Genomic DNA, 19,071 nt, shown 5'->3' with positions numbered 1-19,071 from the left:
ACAGTGCCGGCCCATGACTCAGACACCCACAGCCCCTGCCCCCGCGCCCGGTCAGGCGCGAGCCCACTTCACCATCCCCGCCAAGCACCCGATGGTGACGATTCTGGGTTCCGGTGACTCGTTGTTGCGCGTGATCGAGAAGGCGTTCCCGGCCGCCGACATCCATGTCCGGGGCAATCAGATCAGTGCCGTGGGCGACGCGGCCGAGGTCGCGCTGATCCAGAGCCTGTTCGACGAGATGATGCTGGTGCTCCGCACCGGTCAGCCGATGACGGAGGACGCAGTGGAACGCTCGATCGCCATGCTCAGGGCGAGCGAGAACGGCGGCGCGGACGGACCGGAGACCCCCGCCGAAGTTCTCACTCAGAACATCGTCTCCAGCCGTGGGCGCACGATCCGCCCCAAGACGCTCAACCAGAAGCGTTACGTGGACGCGATCGACAAGCACACGATCGTCTTCGGCATCGGCCCGGCCGGCACCGGCAAGACCTATCTCGCCATGGCCAAGGCCGTGCAGGCCCTCCAGTCCAAGCAGGTCACCAGGATCATCCTGACCCGGCCCGCGGTGGAGGCGGGGGAGCGGCTCGGCTTCCTGCCCGGCACGCTCTACGAGAAGATCGACCCGTATCTGCGCCCTCTCTACGACGCGCTGCACGACATGCTCGACCCCGACTCGATCCCGCGTCTGATGGCCGCGGGCACGATCGAGGTCGCGCCCCTGGCGTACATGCGGGGCCGGACGCTGAATGACGCGTTCATCATCCTCGACGAGGCGCAGAACACCAGCTCGCAGCAGATGAAGATGTTCCTGACGAGGCTCGGCTTCGACTCGAAGATCGTCATCACGGGCGATGTCACCCAGGTCGACCTTCCCGGCGGCACGAAGAGCGGGCTGCGCCAGGTCCAGGACATCCTCCACGATGTCGAGGACGTGCACTTCTCCCGTCTTACCTCCGACGATGTCGTCCGGCACAAGCTCGTCGGCCGTATCGTCGACGCCTACGAGCAGTACGACAGCCGCAACGGCAACGAACAGCACAGCTGAGCCGGCGCCTCGCGGCACTAACCGGGAGAGTCACACCGCACCATGTCGATCGACGTCAACAACGAGTCAGGCACCGAGGTCGACGAGCAGGCGATCCTCGGGGCCGCCCGCTACGCGCTGACCCGGATGCGTATCCATCCCCTCTCCGAGCTCTCGGTGATCGTGGTGGACTCCGCCGCCATGGAGCAGCTGCACATGCAGTGGATGGACCTCCCGGGTCCGACCGACGTCATGTCCTTCCCGATGGACGAGCTGCGTCCGCCGGTGAAGGACGACGAGGAGCCCCCGCAGGGGCTCCTCGGTGATGTCGTGCTCTGCCCGGAGGTCGCGAAGACCCAGGGCGAGGAAGCGCCGACGCGGCACTCCATGGACGAGGAGCTCCAGCTCCTCACCGTCCACGGCGTGCTGCACCTCCTCGGGTACGACCACGAGGAGCCGGACGAGAAGGCCGAGATGTTCGGCCTCCAGGCGGCCATCGTGGACGGCTGGCGGGCCGAGCAGGGCCTGACCGGCCCCTCTCCCGCGCCGACCGTCTCGTGATCACGCAACTGATCATCGGGGCGGTCGCGCTGGTCGTCGTCGCCTGGCTGGCGGCCTGCGCGGAGGCGGGGCTCGCCCGCGTCTCCAGCTTCCGCGCCGCCGAGGCCGAACGCTCCGGGCGGCGCGGCGCCGACAAGCTGGCGCAGATCGCCGCCGACCCGACGCGGTATCTGAACGTGGCGCTGCTGGTGCGCGTCGCGTGCGAGATGGCGGCCGGGGTGCTGGTCACGTACGTCTGCCTGGAGGAGTTCGAGGAGACCTGGGCCGCGCTGCTGGTGGCGATCGGGGTGATGGTCCTCGTGTCGTACGTCGCCGTGGGCGTCTCGCCGCGCACCATCGGCCGCCAGCACCCTCTGAACACGGCGACCGTCGCGGCGTACGTGCTGCTGCCGCTGGCCCGGATCATGGGGCCTGTCCCGCAGCTGCTGATCCTCCTCGGCAACGCGCTCACACCGGGCAAGGGCTTCCGCAAGGGACCCTTCGCGAGCGAGGCGGAGCTGCGCGCGATGGTGGACCTCGCCGAGCAGGAGTCGCTGATCGAGGACGACGAGCGCCGGATGGTGCACTCGGTCTTCGAGCTGGGGGACACGCTGGTGCGGGAGGTCATGGTGCCGCGTACGGACCTGGTCTGCATCGAGCGCTACAAGACGATCCGTCAGGCGCTGACGCTGGCGCTGCGCTCCGGCTTCTCCCGGATCCCGGTCACGGGGGAGAACGAGGACGACATCGTCGGCATCGTCTATCTCAAGGACCTCGTCAGGAAGACGCACATCAACCGCGAGTCCGAGGCCGATCTCGTCTCCACGGCGATGCGCCCGGCGGCGTTCGTGCCGGACACGAAGAACGCGGGCGATCTGCTGCGGGAGATGCAGCAGGAGCGCAACCATGTCGCCGTCGTCATCGACGAGTACGGCGGCACGGCCGGCATCGTGACGATCGAGGACATCCTGGAGGAGATCGTCGGCGAGATCACGGACGAGTACGACCGTGAGCTGCCGCCGGTCGAGGAGACGGGCACCGACTCCTACCGGGTCACGGCCCGGCTCGACATCGGCGATCTCGGTGAGCTGTACGGGCTCGACGAGTTCGACGACGAGGACGTGGAGACGGTCGGCGGTCTGCTCGCGAAGGCGCTCGGGCGGGTGCCGATCGCCGGTGCCAGCGCGCTGGTGGAGCTGCCGGACGGCCGTACGCTGCGGCTGACGGCGGAGTCGCCGGCGGGCCGGCGGAACAAGATCGTGACGGTGCTCGCGGAGCCGGCCGAGAGGGCGGCGTCGCGATGAGCGCCGCCGGGGGCGGCTCGTTGTCGCGGGACGAACTGCGGGCGTTCTGCCTGGAGTTCAACGCGGTGACGGAGGAGTTCCCCTTCAACCCCGAGACCTCGGTCTTCAAGGTGGTGGGGAAGGTGTTCCTGCTTGCCGCCCTGGACGCCGAGCCGTTGAAGGTCTCGCTCAAGTGCGAACCGGACGAGGCGATACGGCTGCGCGCGGCCCATCCGGAGATCGTCCCCGGATGGCACCTCAACAAGCGGCACTGGAACACGGTCACGGTTGCCGGGCTGCCCACGCGGATGGTGCGCGAGCTGATCGAGGACAGTTACGACCTGGTGGTGGCCGGTCTGCCGAAGGCGGAGCGTCTTCGGCTGGACCGGCCGTAACGGGCGCCGCGCGCGGGTCAGTTCCTGGGCCGCAGCCGGCGGCGTACCTGACGCCGGACGGCCGGACCGATCCGCAGCGGCGAGCCGCCCTCCAGATCGGAGAGCCGCCGCTCCATGGCGCTGAGCTTCTTCTGGAGCTCGTTGTTCTTCTTGGTGAGCACCTCGATACGGCGGTCGGTGACGGTGTGACGCTCGTGCAGCCGGCTGAAGCGGTAGTGCAGCGCCCCGTCGTCGGTGCCGTCCCACACGCCGAGTGACGGCGGCAGATCGAGGGCGCCGAGCCGCAGGTCGAAGGCGGCGCCGCCGTCGCCGTGCGTGAACGTGTTCTCCAGACCGTTCCTGTCGAGGAAGCCGACGAAGCGGTCGAAGCGCTCCTTGTGCCCGGTCACCATCTCGCTGTAGTCGGCCTGCTCGTACAGCTCCCGCGGATGGATGTCGGCGGGCGTGGCGCTGAGCATCCGGTGCGGGATGCCGAAGTAGCGGCAGAGTTCCAGGGTCCGGGAGTCGTGCACGAGGACGACACTGGGGGTGCCGGCGAGCAGGGGCGCGATGTTGCCGTGGATACGGGTGCCGTAGACGAAGTCGTACGTCGCCAGCTCATCCATCCATGTCTTGGGATCCAGCGGGACCCTGACCCGGTTCTCCTCGAACAGCGGGTGGGTCAACCGCCGGGGGAAGCGGGTCTTGGGGCCGGTGACGGCGGAGGTGTCGCCCCAGAAGAGGACTTCGGCGTCGGCGAGGTTCTGCGCGTAGTACCGCAAGTGCGGGAAGCGGCTCAGCGCGTGGCGGGCCATGCCCTCCATGTCGCCGACGGCTATCGCACCGGGGGACATGTTGATCGCTATCCGTGAGTGGGCGTCGATGGTGCCCGGGTCCCGCGGCGTCGGGAAGGTGTCGCCGTGCAGGAACATCGACGGGCACCCGATGACCTCGACGTGCTGCTTGAAGCCGAGCCGCTCCAGGTAGGAGGCGGTCAGCTCACCGCGCACACCGATGGAGGCGGATCTCTCCAGGACGGCCTTGACGAACCTCTTCACCGAGGCCTCGATGGGCGCAAGTCTGGTGGTGTCGTAGTCCTCGGACACCTGCGCGCCCACGCCCACGACGACGACGGGGATGGTGAGCTGCTCGATGAGGGTGGAGAGCTTGTCGAGCGCGCCCTTGAAGGAGGGGCGGAAGGCGTTGGCGAGAGGGACGACGAAGACGTCGTACTGCTCGCTGATCTGCCGCGCTCGCTCGGGCGTCGGGACGGTGCTGAGCCCGTTGGACGTGATCTCGGTCCGCTCGGTGAGCAGGATCTTGTGGGCGGCGTCGCTGAAGAGCAGATTCCCGGAGTTCGTGCCGATCAGGTCCTTCTGGAGGAATTCCTGCTGACTGGCGACGTAGAACGGGCTCTTACCAGAGCGTATGAGTATGCGCTTCATGACCTTCTTCCTCGTCTGCTCGGGCAGCCTGCCCGGGAGCCCGGCAAAGCGCGCTCTTCCCCCGGCGGCACCGTTCCTGGTCAGGTGACCTGGCCGCGTGGAACGGGACGATACCCGAGATCAAAAGCTAGAAGACATGGCTAATTCATGCTTTGTTGGGACGCCGTTCATGTGATCTGCGGCTCCCGCGTCATGCCGCGAACGAGCCGGTTCACGCTCCGTCAGACGGGAGGCGCGCTGTGTGCGCCGAGGGGTGCCTCGTGGAGCGGACGCAAGGCCCGCCCGAACGCCGTTCGCTGTCCGCTCCGTTGGGGTATCCCTCCTTTCCGGCCGGCCGGACCGGCTCTCTATGCTCGGCGCATGACGACGCAGAGCACCGAACCCGGTCCCGAGGACCGCAAGATCATTACGTTGGCCCGGAGCGCGCGTGCCCGGAACGGGGTGGCCGAGGGGGCCGCCGTGCGGGACGAGACAGGGCGGACCTATGTCGCCGGGAGTGTGGACCTGGACTCCCTCAAGCTCAGCGCGCTGCGCACCGCGGTCGCCATGGCCGTCGCGAGTGGCGCCGCCTCGCTGGAGGCCGCCGCCGTCGTCACCGAGGCGGCGGCGGCCAGCGACGAGGACCGGGCCGCCGTGCGTGATCTCGGCGGGCCCGGTACGCCTGTGCTCGTGGCCGCTCCCGACGGGACCGTGCGGCTGACCGTCACCGCCGGCTGAGGTGTCCGGAGGCCCCGCCTCCGGGGCGATTGGTCGGCAGGGGCGGGGCGATCGGGGAGAATGGGCGCCATGAGCGCTCGTACCCCTACGTCTCCCGAGACTTCCGCCGAACCGTCCGAAGCCCCCCACCGGGCCGGTTTCGCCTGTTTCGTCGGTCGCCCCAACGCGGGCAAGTCCACCCTCACGAACGCTCTGGTCGGCCAGAAGGTGGCGATCACCTCCAGCCGGCCGCAGACCACGCGGCACACGGTGCGCGGCATCGTGCACCGGCCCGAGGCGCAGCTGATCCTGGTCGACACCCCCGGTCTCCACAAGCCGCGCACGCTGCTCGGCGAGCGGCTGAACGATGTCGTACGGACCACCTGGGCCGAGGTCGACGTCATCGGTTTCTGTGTGCCCGCCGACCAGAAGCTCGGCCCCGGTGACCGCTTCATCGCCAAGGAGCTCGCCGGGATCAGGAAGACGCCGAAGGTCGCGCTCGTCACCAAGACCGACCTCGTCGACTCCCGGGTCCTGGCCGAGCAGCTGATCGCGATCGACCAGCTCGGCAAGGAGCTCGGCTTCGAGTGGGCGGAGATCATCCCCGTCTCGGCCGTCAGCGGCGACCAGGTCGAACTCGTCGCCGACCTGCTCGTCCCCCTGCTGCCGGAGAGTCCGCCCCTCTACCCGGAGGGCGACCTCACCGACGAGCCCGAGATGGTCATGGTGGCCGAGCTGATCCGCGAGGCCGCGCTCGAAGGCGTACGGGACGAGCTGCCGCACTCGATCGCGGTCGTGGTGGAGGAGATGCTGCCGCGCGAGGACCGGCCGGCCGACAAGCCGCTGCTGGACATCCACGCGAACGTCTACATCGAGCGGCCGAGCCAGAAGGGGATCATCATCGGCCCCAAGGGCAAGCGGCTCAAGGAGGTCGGGACCAAGTCCCGCAAGCACATCGAGGCGCTGCTGGGCACGCCGGTCTTCCTCGACCTGCACGTCAAGGTCGCCAAGGACTGGCAGCGCGACCCGAAGCAGCTGCGCAAGCTGGGGTTCTAGGGACCGCGAAAGGGGGGCTTTCGCCCGGCTTTGGACCGAACCCCCGATGATCCCGCATACTGATACGGGCCCGCGCGGACCACTCCGCTCCGCTAGGCTGCGGCACATCATGCGTTTCGGGTTGCTTCTCCTTAGCTGCCGCGGCGAGGGTCCGCAGTCGTAGGCCGACCCCCTCCCCGCGGAGTCTGGTGATGCGGTTTTCCCGCCCCGTCGGCCGTCCCAGCGGACACACGAGGAGCCCTACGCAATGTCTGAGCGCACTTCCGAGCGCATGTCCGGCCCCGCGGTACCCGGACCGGCCGTCGGCCGTCCCACCCCCGTCACGAACGCGACGCACACCCAGAAGCCGTCCGGGATGCCGATCCACAAGTACGGCCGCTACGAGGCCGTGGACATCCCCGACCGCACCTGGCCGGACAACCGCATCACCCAGGCGCCCCGCTGGCTCTCCACCGACCTGCGCGACGGCAACCAGGCCCTGATCGACCCCATGTCACCCGCGCGCAAGCGCGAGATGTTCGACCTGCTGGTACGCATGGGCTACAAGGAGATCGAGGTCGGCTTCCCGTCCTCCGGCGAGACCGACTTCGCCTTCGTACGGTCGATCATCGAAGAGGGCGCAATCCCCGAGGACGTGACCATCTCCGTCCTGACGCAGGCCAGGGAAGAGCTGATCGAGCGCACCGTTCAGTCGCTCGTCGGCGCCCACCGCGCCACCGTCCACCTGTACAACGCCACCGCCCCCACGTTCCGCCGTGTCGTCTTCCGGGGCACCCGCGAGCAGGTCAGGCAGATCGCCGTGGACGGTACGCGGCTGGTCTCCGAGTACGCCGAGAAGATCCTGGGCCCGGAGACCGTCTTCGGCTACCAGTACAGCCCGGAGATCTTCACCGACACCGAGCTGGACTTCGCCCTGGAGGTCTGCGAGGGCGTCATGGACGTCTGGGGGCCCGAGGAGGGCCGCGAGATCATTCTCAACCTGCCGGCCACCGTCGAGCGGTCCACGCCCTCCACGCACGCCGACCGTTTCGAGTGGATGTCGCGGAACCTGTCCCGCCGCGAGTACGTCTGCCTCTCCGTCCACCCGCACAACGACCGCGGCACCGCCGTCGCCGCCGCCGAGCTGGCGATCATGGCCGGGGCGGACCGGATCGAGGGCTGTCTGTTCGGCCAGGGCGAGCGCACCGGCAACGTCGACCTGGTGACCCTGGGCATGAACCTGTTCTCCCAGGGCGTCGACCCGCAGATCGACTTCTCGCAGATCGACGAGATCCGCCGCACCAGCGAGTACTGCAACCAGATGGAAGTCCACCCGCGCCACCCCTACGCGGGCGACCTCGTCTACACCGCCTTCTCGGGCTCCCACCAGGACGCCATCAAGAAGGGCTTCGACGCCATGGAGGCCGACGCCGCCGCCCAGGGCCCGGATGTGACCGTCGACGATCTTGAGTGGGCCGTGCCGTATCTGCCGATCGACCCGAAGGACGTGGGCCGCAGTTATGAGGCGGTCATCCGGGTCAACTCCCAGTCCGGCAAGGGCGGCATCGCCTACGTACTGAAGAACGAGCACAAGCTGGACCTGCCGCGCCGGATGCAGATCGAGTTCTCGCGGATCATCCAGGCGAAGACCGACTCCGAGGGCGGCGAGGTCACGCCCGGCGCGATCTGGTCGATCTTCCAGGACGAGTATCTGCCCAACGCGGAGGAGCCGGGCGCCCGTTGGGGCCGGATCCAGCTGCGTTCCGGCCAGACCACGACCGAGAAGGACGGCACGGACACCCTCACTGTCGAGGCGGTCGTGGACGGCGTCGAGACCGTGCTGACCGGCACCGGCAACGGGCCGATTTCGGCCTTCTTCGCCGCGCTGGCCGCCGTCGGGGTCGACGCCCGGCTGCTGGACTACTCGGAGCACACCATGAGCGAGGGCGCGAGCGCGCAGGCCGCCTCGTACATCGAGTGCGCCATCGACGGAAAGGTGCTGTGGGGTATGGGCATTGACGCCAACACCACGCGCGCCTCGCTGAAGGCCGTCGTCTCCGCGGTCAATCGCGCACCGCGCTGACCTGAGGGTTTACGGGCCCCGTCCACCGATCGCGGTGGGCGGGGTTCAGCCATGTCGTCGCGACCTGACGCCGGGGTAATGACGCCGCATCGTTGCTGTGGTTAACATCACGTCAATGCGGCAAAGTTGCCGAAGCGTTACGGAGGTGCGCGACGTGCTCCCAGGCCAGGGATCGAACGGCAGGAAACTGCGCATCTGCGGCATCACGACCGCGTGGAACACTGTCGGTGACGGGGAGTTCTTCTGCCCCGACTGCGGGGGCGACCGCAACTACCGCCGACGCACCGGCCGTCGCCGCTTCGCCGTCCTCGGCGTGCCGCTGGTGCCGCGCGGCTCGGCCGGCCCGGTCGTCGAATGCGCCGCCTGCCACGGCCACTTCGGCACCGACATCCTCGACCACCCCACCACCGTCCGCTTCTCCGCGATGCTCCGCGACGCCGTGCACACGGTGGCGCTCGCCGTCCTCGCCGCGGGCGGCACGTCCTCCCGTACGGTCCGCGAGACCGCCGTCGGCACGGTCAGGGCCGCCGGGATCGAGGACTGCACCGAGGAGCAGCTCACGGAGCTGGTGGACGCGCTGGCCGCCGACACCGGGCGCTTCCTGCTCGACCCGGGCCCCTGCGGGGCGGCGCTCGCCATCGAACTGCACGAGGCGCTGGAGCCGCTGGCCCCGCACCTCGCCGCGGCCGGCCGGGAGTCGATCCTGCTCCAGGCCGCCCGGATCGCCCTCGCGGACGGGCCGTACAGCGCGGCGGAGCGCGACGTGCTCTCCACCGTCGGCGGGGCGCTGCAACTGCGCGCCGACGACACGGCCCGGCTGCTCGAATCGGCCCGTACACCGTCGTCCTGAGCCGCCCGATCCAAGGCGCCCGGTCCGAGCTGCCCGGTCCGAGCTGCCCGGTCCGAGCTGCCCGGTCCGAGGCGCCCGGTCCGAGGCGCCCGATCCCGCCTTTGGTCAGGCTGGAGCGCCCACCCGCATACTCCCCCGGGAGTAACCCCCGCGCCCCAGTCACCCGGGGGAGTAACCCCCATCTCGCTCTCGCGCGCGACGACTGCGGCTCTTCCTGCGCCAAGGCTGAAACCAGACTCTGACCGACTGTGCAGAAGGGGGGCCCGCGATGGGGCCCGAGAACAAACGCCGACGTCTGCTGCCCTGGGCGGTGGTCGGGCTGTGGGTGATCGTGATCGCCGTGGCCGCCATGTTCGCCGGGAAGCTCACCGACGTACAGCAGGACGAAGCCGTCGACTACCTCCCGGCGAGCGCCGACTCCACCCATGTGGAGAAGGTCCGGCAGGAGCTGCCCGGCGGTGAGACGACCGATCTGATCGTCGTCTACCACCGCGACGGCGGGCTCACCGCCGCCGACCGCACGACCGCCGAGGAGCAACTGGCGCGGATCGCGTCCGAGCAGAAGCTCACGGCCCCGCCCAAGGGCATCCCGTCGGACGACGGCACGACCCTGATGTACCCGATCGCCGGCGCCATGGCCCCCGAGCCCGGCGTCGAGAAGGACGAAGCGCAGATCGCCTTCGTCGAGGACATACGGGCCGTCACCACGGCGGACGGCGGGAGCGGCGCGGGCGGCGGCGGCAGTGGAGACGGCGGACTCAGCATCGAGGTCGGCGGAGCCGGTGCCCTCCAGTCCGACATGGAGGCGGTTTTCGAGTCCATCGACGGCACCCTGATGATCGCGACCGTGCTGGTCGTCGCCCTGCTGCTGATCATCACCTACCGCAGCCCGTTCCTGTGGATCGTGCCGCTGTTCGTCGTCGGAGCCGCCGCCGTCAGCTCCATGGCGGTCGTCTACGGCCTGGTGCAGGCTTTCGGCACCGTCGTGACCAGCCAGAGCTCGGCGATCATGACGGTGCTCGTGTTCGGCGCGGGCACCGACTACGCGTTGCTGCTGGTCGCCCGCTACCGGGAGGAGTTGCGCCGCGTACCCCACCCGTACGAGGCCATGCGCATTGCGCTGCGCAGCTGCGGCCCCGCCGTCCTCGCCTCCTCCGGGACCGTCGCGGCCGGTCTCCTGTGCCTCATGGCCGCCGACCTCAACAGCAGCAGCGGCATGGGACCGATCGCCGCCATCGGCGTCGTGTGCGCGCTCATCGCGATGCTCACGCTGCTCCCCGCCATCCTGGTGCTGCTCGGCCGCCGCGTCTTCTGGCCGCTGATCCCCGTCCACGGCAGTGAGGGCAAGCAGCGCCGCTCCTTCTTCGCCGCTATGGGCACCTCGGCCGCCCGCAGGCCGGTCGCCGTGCTCGCCACCGGTGTGGTGGCCCTCGGTGCCCTCGCCCTCGGCGTGCTGAACCTGCCCGGCGCACTCAAGCAGGAGGACAGCTTCATCGACCGGCCCGAGTCGGTCACCGCCATGGCACATCTGGCGACCGCCTTCCCGGAGCAGAGCGCCCAGCCCATCAGCGTCATGGCGCCGACCGGCGGCGCCGACGCGGCGCTCGACACCGTCCGTTCGGTCTCCGGTGTCGCCGACGCCGAACGGGGCCGCAGCGGCGGCGGCTGGACCGAGATCACCGTCTTCGCGAAGGACGCGCCGGAGTCGGCGGGGGAGACCGCCACCATCGAACGGCTGCGGTCCACCTTCGACGACGAGACATACGTCGGCGGGCCCAGCGCGCAGCAGATCGACCTCGCCGACACCAACGCGCGCGACCGCCTGTACGTCATCCCGCTCGTCGTCATCGCCGTCCTGCTGATCCTCGTCGCCCTGCTGCGCAGCCTCGTCGCACCCCTGATGCTGGTCGTCGCGGTCGTGGTCGTCTGGGGCGCGGCGATGGGCATCGGCGGGCTGGTCTTCGAGCCACTGCTGGGCTTCGACGGGATGGATCCCGGGCTCGCGCTGCTCTCGTTCGTCTTCCTCGTCGCCCTCGGCGTCGACTACGGCATCTTCCTGATGCACCGGATGCGGGAGGAGGCACTGAAGGGGGCGGAGCCCGAGGCCGCCGCGCTGACCGCGCTGCGCACCACGGGCGGCGTGATCGCCTCGGCCGGTGTCGTACTCGCCGCGACGTTCGGTGTCCTGGCCAGCCTGCCGCTGGTGATGCTCGCGGAGATGGGCATCCTCGTCGCCGTGGGCGTCCTGCTGGACACCTTCCTGGTGCGTACGTATCTGGTGACGAGCGCGAGCGTGCTGCTCGGCCGCAAGGTCTGGTGGCCCGGGGCGCTCTCCAAGCCGCCGGCGGCGCCGCTGCCTGAGGGTGAACGGGGCGACCGCGAGCGGGAGTCGGTCACCACCGGGGCCTGAACGGAGTGAAGTGACCGGTGCGGTACGGCTCCTGCTCCCCGGAGCCGTACCGCACCGGAGCGCGACGAGAGAGGATGAGTCCGTGTCAGACACCCCCGCCAGAGGACCGCGCACCGAACGCGTCTTCGCGGTGCTCAACCGCGACCCGCTCGACGCACCGAACCAACTCCGCACGGACCTGGTGATCACCGGGGTCGCCGGCGCGCTGAGCGTCCTGCTCGCCTTCGTCGTGACCGACGGCAGCCGCCCCGACGCCCTCGGCTGGGTGCTGATGGCCGCCGTGACGGCGCCCTTGATCCGGCGGCGCCGCCACCCCGTCGCGACGATCATGGTCATGGTGCCGCTCGTCGCCGTCTACCACGTGCTGGACTACTCGCACGCGGCCACCACCCCGGCCACGATGATCGCCCTCTACACCCTCGCGGTCACCGGCCCGCCGCTGCGCGCCGCGCTGCTCGGTGTCGGCATCGTCTGTATCACCCTCACGGTGATGCTGACGATCAACACCGACCGGGGCATCGAGATGCTCCGCACGTCCGGCTGGATCATCGCGGTCCTCCTCGTCGGCATGGACGTGCGCGTCTACCGCAAGTACATAGCGGCGGTCGTGGAGCGTGCCGAACGCGCGGAGCGGACCCGGGAGGAGGAGGCCGCACGGCGGGTCGCCGAGGAGCGCCTGCGGATCGCACGGGACCTGCACGACCTGCTGGCCCACAGCATCACGCTCATCGGCGTCCAGACGTCGGTGGCCTCGCACATCCTGTCCGTCGACCCCGACCGGCTCGACCGGGCCGCCATCTCCCAGGCGCTCGACGGCATCTCGGACACCTGCCGCGACGCGCGCTCGGAGCTGCGCACCACCCTGGAGGTGCTGCGCGCGGGCGGCGCGGGCGAGGACGAGGAGGGCGCCTGGTCGGGCGCCCTGCCCGACCTGGCGGCGCTGTCGGGCCTCGTGGAGTCCGCGCGGACGGCGGGCGCGGAGGCGGAGCTCACGGTGCGGATGGAGGGCGTACGGGTGCCGCCGGTGGCCGAGGCGGCGGCGTACCGGATCGTGCAGGAGTCGCTCACCAACGCCGTACGGCACGCGGGCCCCGCCCCACGGGTCGGGGTCCGGGTCGAGACGCGCGGCGGGGCCCTGCACGTCACCGTGGCCGACAACGGGGGCACACCCGGCGGCAAGGGGGCGCCCGGCGAACCCGGCTACGGCATCGTCGGCATGCGCGAGCGGGCCCGCAGCGTCGGAGGCACGCTCGACGCGGGACCGTACGACGGCGGGTTCCGGGTGTCCGCGGTGCTCCCGTTGCGGGGCCGGGGCGAGGACGCCCCGGAACGGCCGGCGGACGCGGACACGCCCACCGGCAGCGCGGCCCCCGCCGGGCGGGACGTGCCCGCCGCCCCGGCCCCGGCCGGACCCGGCGGAGACGCTGGTCACACCGGCCCGGCAGCGCCCGCCGGGCCCACCGGACGACAGGAGTCGCTCGCATGATCCGCGTCCTGCTCGCCGACGACCAGCGCCTCGTCCGGGCCGCCTTCGCGATGCTCGTCGAGTCCGCCCCGGACATGGAGGTCGTGGGCCAGGCCGGCACCGGCAGAGAAGCCGTCGAACTGGCCCGTTCCGCGCGCGCCGACCTCGTCGTCATGGACATCCGGATGCCCGACACCGACGGTATCGAGGCGACCCGGCTGATCGCCGCCGACGACGACCTCGCCGGCGTCAAGGTGCTGGTCCTGACCACGTACGACACCGACGACCACGTCGTGGAGGCGCTGCGCGCGGGTGCGTCCGGCTTCCTCGTGAAGGACACCAGGCCCGCCGAACTCCTCACCGCCATCAGGACGGTGGCCGCCGGTGATTCCCTGCTGTCCCCGGGCCCGACGGCGCGCCTGATCGCCCGCGTACTCAGTGCCCGCAGCCGAATCCCGGAGATGCTGACGGCCGGCGGCCCCGAGTGCCTCTCGGTCCGCGAACGGCAGGTGCTCGCCCTCGTCGCACGCGGCCTCACCAACACCGAGATCGCGGAGTCGCTCGGCCTCAGCCCGCTGACCGCCAAGACGCATGTGAGCCGCATCATGGGCAAGCTTCAGGCCCGGGACCGGGCGCAACTCGTGATCATCGCCTACGAGTCGGGGCTGGTGGCCCCACGCGACGACCGGATGGCCGCCGAGGCCGCCGACGGCGGCTGAGGGCCCCTGGCGAACGGGCCCACCGGGGAAACCGGGGCGGCAGACCTGCCCACCCTCCCCGTGCGGGAGAATGGCGCCATGAGCCTGTTCCGCGACGACGGCATCGTGCTGCGCACCCAGAAGCTGGGTGAGGCGGACCGCATCATCACGTTCCTCACCCGGGGCCACGGCCGCGTCCGGGCCGTCGCGCGCGGAGTCCGCCGTACGAAGTCCAAGTTCGGCGCCAGGCTCGAACCGTTCTCCCATGTCGACGTGCAGTTCTTCGCACGCGGCAGCGAACTCGTCGGACGCGGCCTGCCGCTCTGTACGCAGAGCGAGACCATCGCCCCGTACGGCGGCGCCATCGTCACCGACTACCCCCGCTACACGGCCGGTACGGCCATGCTGGAGACCGCCGAGCGGTTCACCGACCACGAGGGCGAACCTGCGGTCCAGCAGTATCTGCTCCTCGTCGGCGGGCTGCGCACGCTCTCGCGCGGCGAGCACGCCCCGCATCTGATCCTCGACGCCTTCCTGCTGCGCTCCCTCGCGGTGAACGGTTACGCGCCGAGCTTCGACGACTGCGCGAAGTGCGGTCTCGACGGGCCGAACCGGTTCTTCTCGGTCGCGGCCGGCGGCGTCATATGCGCCGAGTGCCGGGTGCCCGGCAGCGTCGTACCCTCGCCGGAGGCGGTCGGTCTGCTCAGCGCGCTGCTGACCGGCGACTGGGGGACGGCGGACGCGTGCGAGGCTCGTCATGTCCGGGAGGGCAGCGGGCTGGTGTCCGCGTATCTGCACTGGCATCTGGAGCGCGGTCTGCGCTCACTCAGATATGTAGAGAAGAATTAGGAGACACGAGCGCATGGCACGACGCGGAATCCTGGGCCGGCCCCGCCGCGAGTACAAGGTCCCCGAGCCTCACCCCTCCGGTGCGGTCCCGCCGAAGATCCCCGGCGAGCTGGTCCCCAAGCATGTCGCGTGCGTGATGGACGGCAACGGGCGCTGGGCCAAGGAGCGCGGTCTGCCGCGCACCGAGGGCCACAAGGTCGGCGAGGGCGTCGTCCTGGACGTGCTCAAGGGCTGTCTGGAGATGGGCGTCAAGAACCTCTCCCTGTACGCCTTCTCCACCGAGAACTGGAAGCGCACACCCGACGAGGTGCGCTTCCTCATGAACTTCAACCGAGATGTCATCCGCCGCCGCCGCGACGAGATGAACGAACTCGGCATCCGCATCCGCTGGGTCGGCCGGATGCCCAAGATGTGGAAGTCGGTCGTCCAGGAGCTCCAGGTCGCGCAGGAGCAGACCGTCGACAACGACGCCATGACGCTCTACTTCTGTGTCAACTACGGGGGCCGCGCGGAGATCGCGGACGCGGCGCGGGCGCTCGCCGCGGACGTGGCGGCGGGCAAGCTCGACCCGTCCAAGGTCAACGAGAAGACTTTCGCGAAATATCTGTACTACCCGGACATGCCGGACGTGGATCTCTTCCTGCGGCCGAGCGGCGAGCAGCGCACGTCCAACTATCTGATCTGGCAGAGCAGTTACGCCGAGATGGTCTTCCAGGACGTGCTGTGGCCGGACTTCGACCGCCGGGATCTGTGGCGGGCCTGTCTGGAATTCGCCCACCGGGACCGCCGCTTCGGCGGGGCGCTGCCCAACGAGTCTGACAAGTCGGGCGAGTTGAGCGAGAAGAACCACCCGGGCGAGGGCGAAGGCGCGTAAGGGACCACGGGGCGGGTCGGCCCGGAGGCCGGCCCCCACCGGTCACCGGCCGGACGTGTCCTGACCGGGCGAGGCCGCCGCCCCGGGACCGTTCCCCGAGGCGCACTCCGCGCAGGTGCCGAAGACCTCCACCGTGTGGGCCACGGCCACGAAGCCGTGCTCGGCCGCGATCATCTCGGCCCACTGCTCGACGGCCGGTCCCTCGACCTCGACGGCCTTGCCGCACACCCGGCACACCAGATGGTGGTGGTGATCACCGGTCGAGCAGCGCCGGTAGACGGACTCCCCGTCGTTCGTGCGCAGCACGTCGACATCGCCCGCGTCGGCGAGCGACTGGAGCGTGCGGTAGACCGTCGTCAGACCGACCGAGTCACCGCGGTGCTTCAGCATGTCGTGAAGCTCCTGCGCGCTGCGGAACTCGTCCACCTCGTCCAGCGCGGCGGCCACCGCGGCACGCTGCCGGGTCGATCGGCCGCGTACGGGGGCAGTGCTCGCCCCACCGCCAGGCGCAGTCGTCACGGGTGCCTCCAATACTTCTGCCCGGAATCGCTCTCTCGGGTCATTCTGCCAGTTCGCGTCAGGCCGTGGCCTCGTCCGAGGGCCCGCGCATGGCGGGAACCGGCGGGCTTTCCGGCTCCGTCGCTCCCGCCGGACCTTCCGCCACCGGGTGTTCGTTCTCCGCCGACCGCAAGGCCCGTGCCCGCCGTCTCGCCAGTGGCGTCGCGAGCACGGTCAGGACGAGGAAGACGCCGATGGCCAGCAGGACGATCGTCGCGCCGGGTGGTACGTCCTGGTAGTACGAGGTGACCGTGCCGGCCAGCGTCACCGCCGTACCGATCACCACCGCCAGTATGAAGGTCACGGCGAAGGACCGGGTGATCTGCTGCGCGGCGGCGACCGGCACCACCATCAGCGCGCTGACCAGCAGCAGCCCGACGACCCGCATCGCGACGGTGACGGTCACCGCCGCCGTGACGGCGACGAGCAGGTTCAGGGCGCGCACCGGCAGCCCGGTGACCCGCGCGAACTCCTCGTCCTGGCTGACGGCGAACAGCTGCCTGCGCAGCCCCACCGTGACCAGCACCACCAGCGCCGCCAGGACCCAGATCGCGTCCAGATCGGCCTCGGACACGGTGGAGAGCGAGCCGAAGAGGTACGAGCTGAGGTTGGCGTTCGAGCCGGTCGGCGAGAGATTGATCAGCAGGACGCCGCCCGCCATACCGCCGTAGAAGAGCATGGCCAGCGCGATGTCGCCGCGCGTGCGGCCGTACGCCCGGATCAGCTCCATCGCGATGGAGCCGACGATCGCGACGACCGTCGCCATCCACACCGGGCTGGTGGAGAGCAGGAAGCCCAGACCGACGCCGGTCATGGCGACATGGCCGATGCCGTCGCCCATCAGGGCCTGGCGCCGCTGGACGAGATAGATGCCGACGGCGGGCGCGATGACGCCGACCAGCACGGCCGCGATCAGGGCCCGCTGCATGAGTGCGGTCTCAAGGATTTCCATGATCAGGTCAGCAGTCCCGTACGGAGCGGCTCACCGGCCGCGTGCGGATGACAGCCTTGATTGGTCAAAAGGCTGGGATCATGACCGGGCGGGTGCCCCACCGCCTTCGGCGGCGGCCCGTCGTGCACCACGCAGCCGTCGCGCAGCACCACCGCGCGGTCGATCAGCGGCTCCAGCGGGCCCAGTTCGTGCAGGACGAGCAGGACGGTCGTACCGGCCGCCACCTGCTCACGCAGCGTGGCCGCCAGGATCTTCTGGCTGGTCAGGTCGACGCCCGCCATCGGCTCGTCCATGATCAGGAGTTCGGGTTCGGCGGCGAGGGCGCGCGCGATGAGCACCCGCTGGTGCTGGCCGCCGGAGAGCGCGCCGACGGCGTCCTTCGCCCGGTCCGCCAGACCGACGAGTTCGATGACGCGCTGGACGGCCGCCCGGTCGGCCCTGGCGGGCCGGCGGAGCAGTCCGGTGCGGGAGAGCCGCCCGGAGGCCACGACCTCGCGGACGGTGGCCGGTACGCCGCTCGCTGCCGTGGTGCGCTGGGGTACGTAGCCGATGCGCGACCAGTCGCGGAAGCGCCGCAGCGGGGTGCCGAAGAGGGTCACCTCGCCGCCGGTGAGCGGGACTTGGCCGATCACGGAGCGTACGGCGGTGGACTTGCCCGAGCCGTTGGCGCCGAGCAGCGCGACGACCTCGCCGCGCCGCAGGGAGAGGTCGATCCCGCGCAGGACGGGGCGGGAGCCGAGGGTGGCGGTGGCACCGCGCAGCGACAGGACGGTGGGCGCGGGGGCGGGCGCGGGTGTGGGCCCGGCGGCCGGGGCGGTCTTCGGTACGTCCTCCGCCTCTCTCCCGGCCTGCTCCGCCCGCCCGGTGTGCGTCGTTGCCACGTCCCGTACCTCCGTTGCTCCGGTCAGCTGGTTCACTTCGCGCCGAGGGCTTTCTCCAGCGCGGCGAGGTTGGACTTCATGACCTCGACGTAGTCAGCGCCCTTGGACTTCTCCGTGATTCCCTCGATCGGGTCCAGGACGTCTGTCTTCAGACCGCTGTCGGCGGCGACGGTCTTCGCCGTCTTGTCACTGACCAGTGTCTCGAAGAAGACCGTACCGACCTTCTCCTCGGCGGCGATGGACAGGAGCTCCTTGATCCGCGCCGGGCTGGGCTCGGACTCGGGGGAGAGGCCCGAGATGGACTCCTGCGTGAGGCCGTAGCGCTCGGCGAGATAGCCGAAGGCCGAGTGGGTGGTGATGAAGGTCTTGGTGGAGGTGTCGGCGAGTCCCTCCTTGAAGGCGGTGTCGAGGGTGGTGAGCCGCTCGACGAGGGCGGTGGTGTTCTTCCGGTACGCCGCGGCGTTGTCCGGGTCCGCCTTCTCCAGCGAGGCGCCGACGCCCTTGGCGACCTCCGCGTACTTCACGGGGTCGAGCCAGATGTGCGGGTCGGTGCCGGCCTCGCCCTCCTCGCCCGCGTGCTCCTCCTCACCGGCGTGCTCCTCGCCCGCGTGCTCGTCGCCGTGCTCGTCCCCGTGGTCGTGGCCGACCTCCGAGCCGTGCCTCTCCAGCGTGGTGAGGGAGGCGGCGTCGACGGTGTTCGGCACCCCGGCGGCGGTGATGGCCTCGTCGACGGCGGGCTGGATGCCCTTGAGGTAGAGGATGTAGTCGGCGTCGCCGAGCTGCGCCGCCTGCCGGGTCCCCAGCTCCAGTTCGTGCGGCTCGACGCCGGGCTTGGTGAGGGTGGAGACGTCGACGTGGGACCCGCCTATCTCCTCGGCGAGATACTGCATGGGGTAGAACGACGCGACCACCGCGAGCTTGTCGCCGCTCTTCTCGGCGGCGCCCCCGCTGTCGGCCGCGTCGGAGGGGGAGCACGCGGACAGAGCGACCAGGCCGAGGGTGACGGACCCGGCGAGCGCGGCGGTGGGTATCAGGCGTCGTATGTTCATGACAG

The 19,071-nt window shown here is 70.3% G+C and carries 18 protein-coding genes; 13 read left to right on the top strand and 5 right to left on the bottom strand.

The genetic code is table 11. The features are described 5' to 3' along the window. The first annotated feature begins 13 nt into the window (after positions 1–13). The 4 genes from ACIBBB_RS09575 to ACIBBB_RS09560 are packed head-to-tail and all read left to right on the top strand — an operon-like array spanning position 14 to position 3,242. Positions 14–1,045, top strand: a complete 1,032-nt coding sequence (locus tag ACIBBB_RS09575; RefSeq protein WP_398980431.1) for a PhoH family protein — start codon at positions 14–16, stop codon at positions 1,043–1,045. A gap of 42 nt (positions 1,046–1,087) precedes the next feature. Continuing rightward, entirely contained in the window at positions 1,088–1,585 is a 498-nt protein-coding gene (gene ybeY / locus ACIBBB_RS09570) for an rRNA maturation RNase YbeY (RefSeq protein ID WP_147872981.1), read from the top strand. Then, positions 1,582–2,868 carry a hemolysin family protein gene (locus ACIBBB_RS09565; protein WP_398980430.1) on the top strand — a complete coding sequence of 429 codons (1,287 nt, stop codon included), beginning with the start codon at positions 1,582–1,584 and terminating at the stop codon, positions 2,866–2,868. Before ybeY ends, ACIBBB_RS09565 begins: the two co-directional genes overlap by 4 nt. Further along, positions 2,865–3,242 (top strand): MmcQ/YjbR family DNA-binding protein, encoded by a 378-nt coding sequence (locus ACIBBB_RS09560; protein ID WP_398980429.1) that lies wholly within the window; start codon positions 2,865–2,867, stop codon positions 3,240–3,242. The genes ACIBBB_RS09565 and ACIBBB_RS09560 overlap by 4 nt, the downstream gene beginning before the upstream one ends. Before the next feature lie 17 nt (positions 3,243–3,259). Here the strand turns inward: ACIBBB_RS09560 and ACIBBB_RS09555 are convergent, their stop codons facing one another. Then, positions 3,260–4,666, bottom strand: coding sequence for a polysaccharide pyruvyl transferase family protein (locus tag ACIBBB_RS09555; RefSeq protein ID WP_398980428.1), 1,407 nt, complete (start codon positions 4,664–4,666; stop codon positions 3,260–3,262). A gap of 360 nt (positions 4,667–5,026) precedes the next feature. Here ACIBBB_RS09555 and ACIBBB_RS09550 point away from each other — a divergent pair, with 360 nt between their 5' ends. The 9 genes from ACIBBB_RS09550 to ACIBBB_RS09510 all read left to right on the top strand — a co-directional run bounded on the left by ACIBBB_RS09550 (position 5,027) and on the right by ACIBBB_RS09510 (position 15,626). Continuing rightward, positions 5,027–5,383 carry a cytidine deaminase gene (locus ACIBBB_RS09550; RefSeq protein WP_398980427.1) on the top strand — a complete coding sequence of 119 codons (357 nt, stop codon included), beginning with the start codon at positions 5,027–5,029 and terminating at the stop codon, positions 5,381–5,383. Positions 5,384–5,452: 69 nt separating this feature from the next. Beyond that, entirely contained in the window at positions 5,453–6,418 is a 966-nt protein-coding gene (gene era, locus ACIBBB_RS09545; protein ID WP_373292554.1) for a GTPase Era, read from the top strand. 247 nt (positions 6,419–6,665) lie between these two features. Then, positions 6,666–8,480, top strand: a complete 1,815-nt coding sequence (gene leuA, locus ACIBBB_RS09540; RefSeq protein ID WP_398980426.1) for a 2-isopropylmalate synthase — start codon at positions 6,666–6,668, stop codon at positions 8,478–8,480. Positions 8,481–8,634: 154 nt separating this feature from the next. Continuing rightward, positions 8,635–9,330, top strand: a complete 696-nt coding sequence (locus ACIBBB_RS09535; protein ID WP_398980425.1) for a TerB family tellurite resistance protein — start codon at positions 8,635–8,637, stop codon at positions 9,328–9,330. 268 nt (positions 9,331–9,598) lie between these two features. Beyond that, complete coding sequence (locus tag ACIBBB_RS09530; RefSeq protein ID WP_398980424.1) at positions 9,599–11,740, top strand: MMPL family transporter; 2,142 nt, start codon at positions 9,599–9,601, stop codon at positions 11,738–11,740. An 82-nt stretch (positions 11,741–11,822) separates the two neighbouring features. Beyond that, on the top strand, positions 11,823–13,226 hold the full coding sequence (locus ACIBBB_RS09525; RefSeq protein WP_398980423.1) for a sensor histidine kinase: 1,404 nt from the start codon (positions 11,823–11,825) through the stop codon (positions 13,224–13,226). Then, a complete protein-coding gene (locus ACIBBB_RS09520) occupies positions 13,223–13,924 on the top strand; it encodes a response regulator (RefSeq protein WP_398980422.1) in 702 nt (233 codons plus the stop codon). Before ACIBBB_RS09525 ends, ACIBBB_RS09520 begins: the two co-directional genes overlap by 4 nt. 78 nt (positions 13,925–14,002) lie before the next feature. Next, positions 14,003–14,752: a DNA repair protein RecO gene (gene recO, locus ACIBBB_RS09515; protein WP_398980421.1), complete on the top strand. Its 750-nt coding sequence runs from the start codon at positions 14,003–14,005 to the stop codon at positions 14,750–14,752. A gap of 13 nt (positions 14,753–14,765) precedes the next feature. Next, positions 14,766–15,626, top strand: coding sequence for an isoprenyl transferase (locus tag ACIBBB_RS09510; RefSeq protein ID WP_398980420.1), 861 nt, complete (start codon positions 14,766–14,768; stop codon positions 15,624–15,626). A 42-nt stretch (positions 15,627–15,668) separates the two neighbouring features. On the opposite strand, the gene ACIBBB_RS09505 is transcribed toward ACIBBB_RS09510, so the two are convergent. From ACIBBB_RS09505 to ACIBBB_RS09490, 4 genes are all read right to left on the bottom strand, one after another. Beyond that, positions 15,669–16,145, bottom strand: a complete 477-nt coding sequence (locus ACIBBB_RS09505) for a Fur family transcriptional regulator (RefSeq protein ID WP_398980419.1) — start codon at positions 16,143–16,145, stop codon at positions 15,669–15,671. A gap of 58 nt (positions 16,146–16,203) precedes the next feature. Further along, entirely contained in the window at positions 16,204–17,136 is a 933-nt protein-coding gene (locus tag ACIBBB_RS09500; protein WP_398980418.1) for a metal ABC transporter permease, read from the bottom strand. Positions 17,137–17,138: 2 nt separating this feature from the next. Continuing rightward, positions 17,139–17,903, bottom strand: a complete 765-nt coding sequence (locus ACIBBB_RS09495; RefSeq protein WP_398980772.1) for a metal ABC transporter ATP-binding protein — start codon at positions 17,901–17,903, stop codon at positions 17,139–17,141. Between the two features lie 146 nt (positions 17,904–18,049). Beyond that, the gene (locus ACIBBB_RS09490) at positions 18,050–19,066 is read right to left on the bottom strand and encodes a metal ABC transporter substrate-binding protein (RefSeq protein WP_398980417.1); all 1,017 of its coding nucleotides are present in this window, start codon (positions 19,064–19,066) and stop codon (positions 18,050–18,052) included. Between the last annotated feature and the right edge of the window lie 5 nt (positions 19,067–19,071).

It is taken from the genome of Streptomyces sp. NPDC051217 (genome assembly GCF_044455465.1).
Taxonomy (GTDB): domain Bacteria; phylum Actinomycetota; class Actinomycetes; order Streptomycetales; family Streptomycetaceae; genus Streptomyces.
This window is presented reverse-complemented; position numbering and strand designations above follow the sequence as displayed.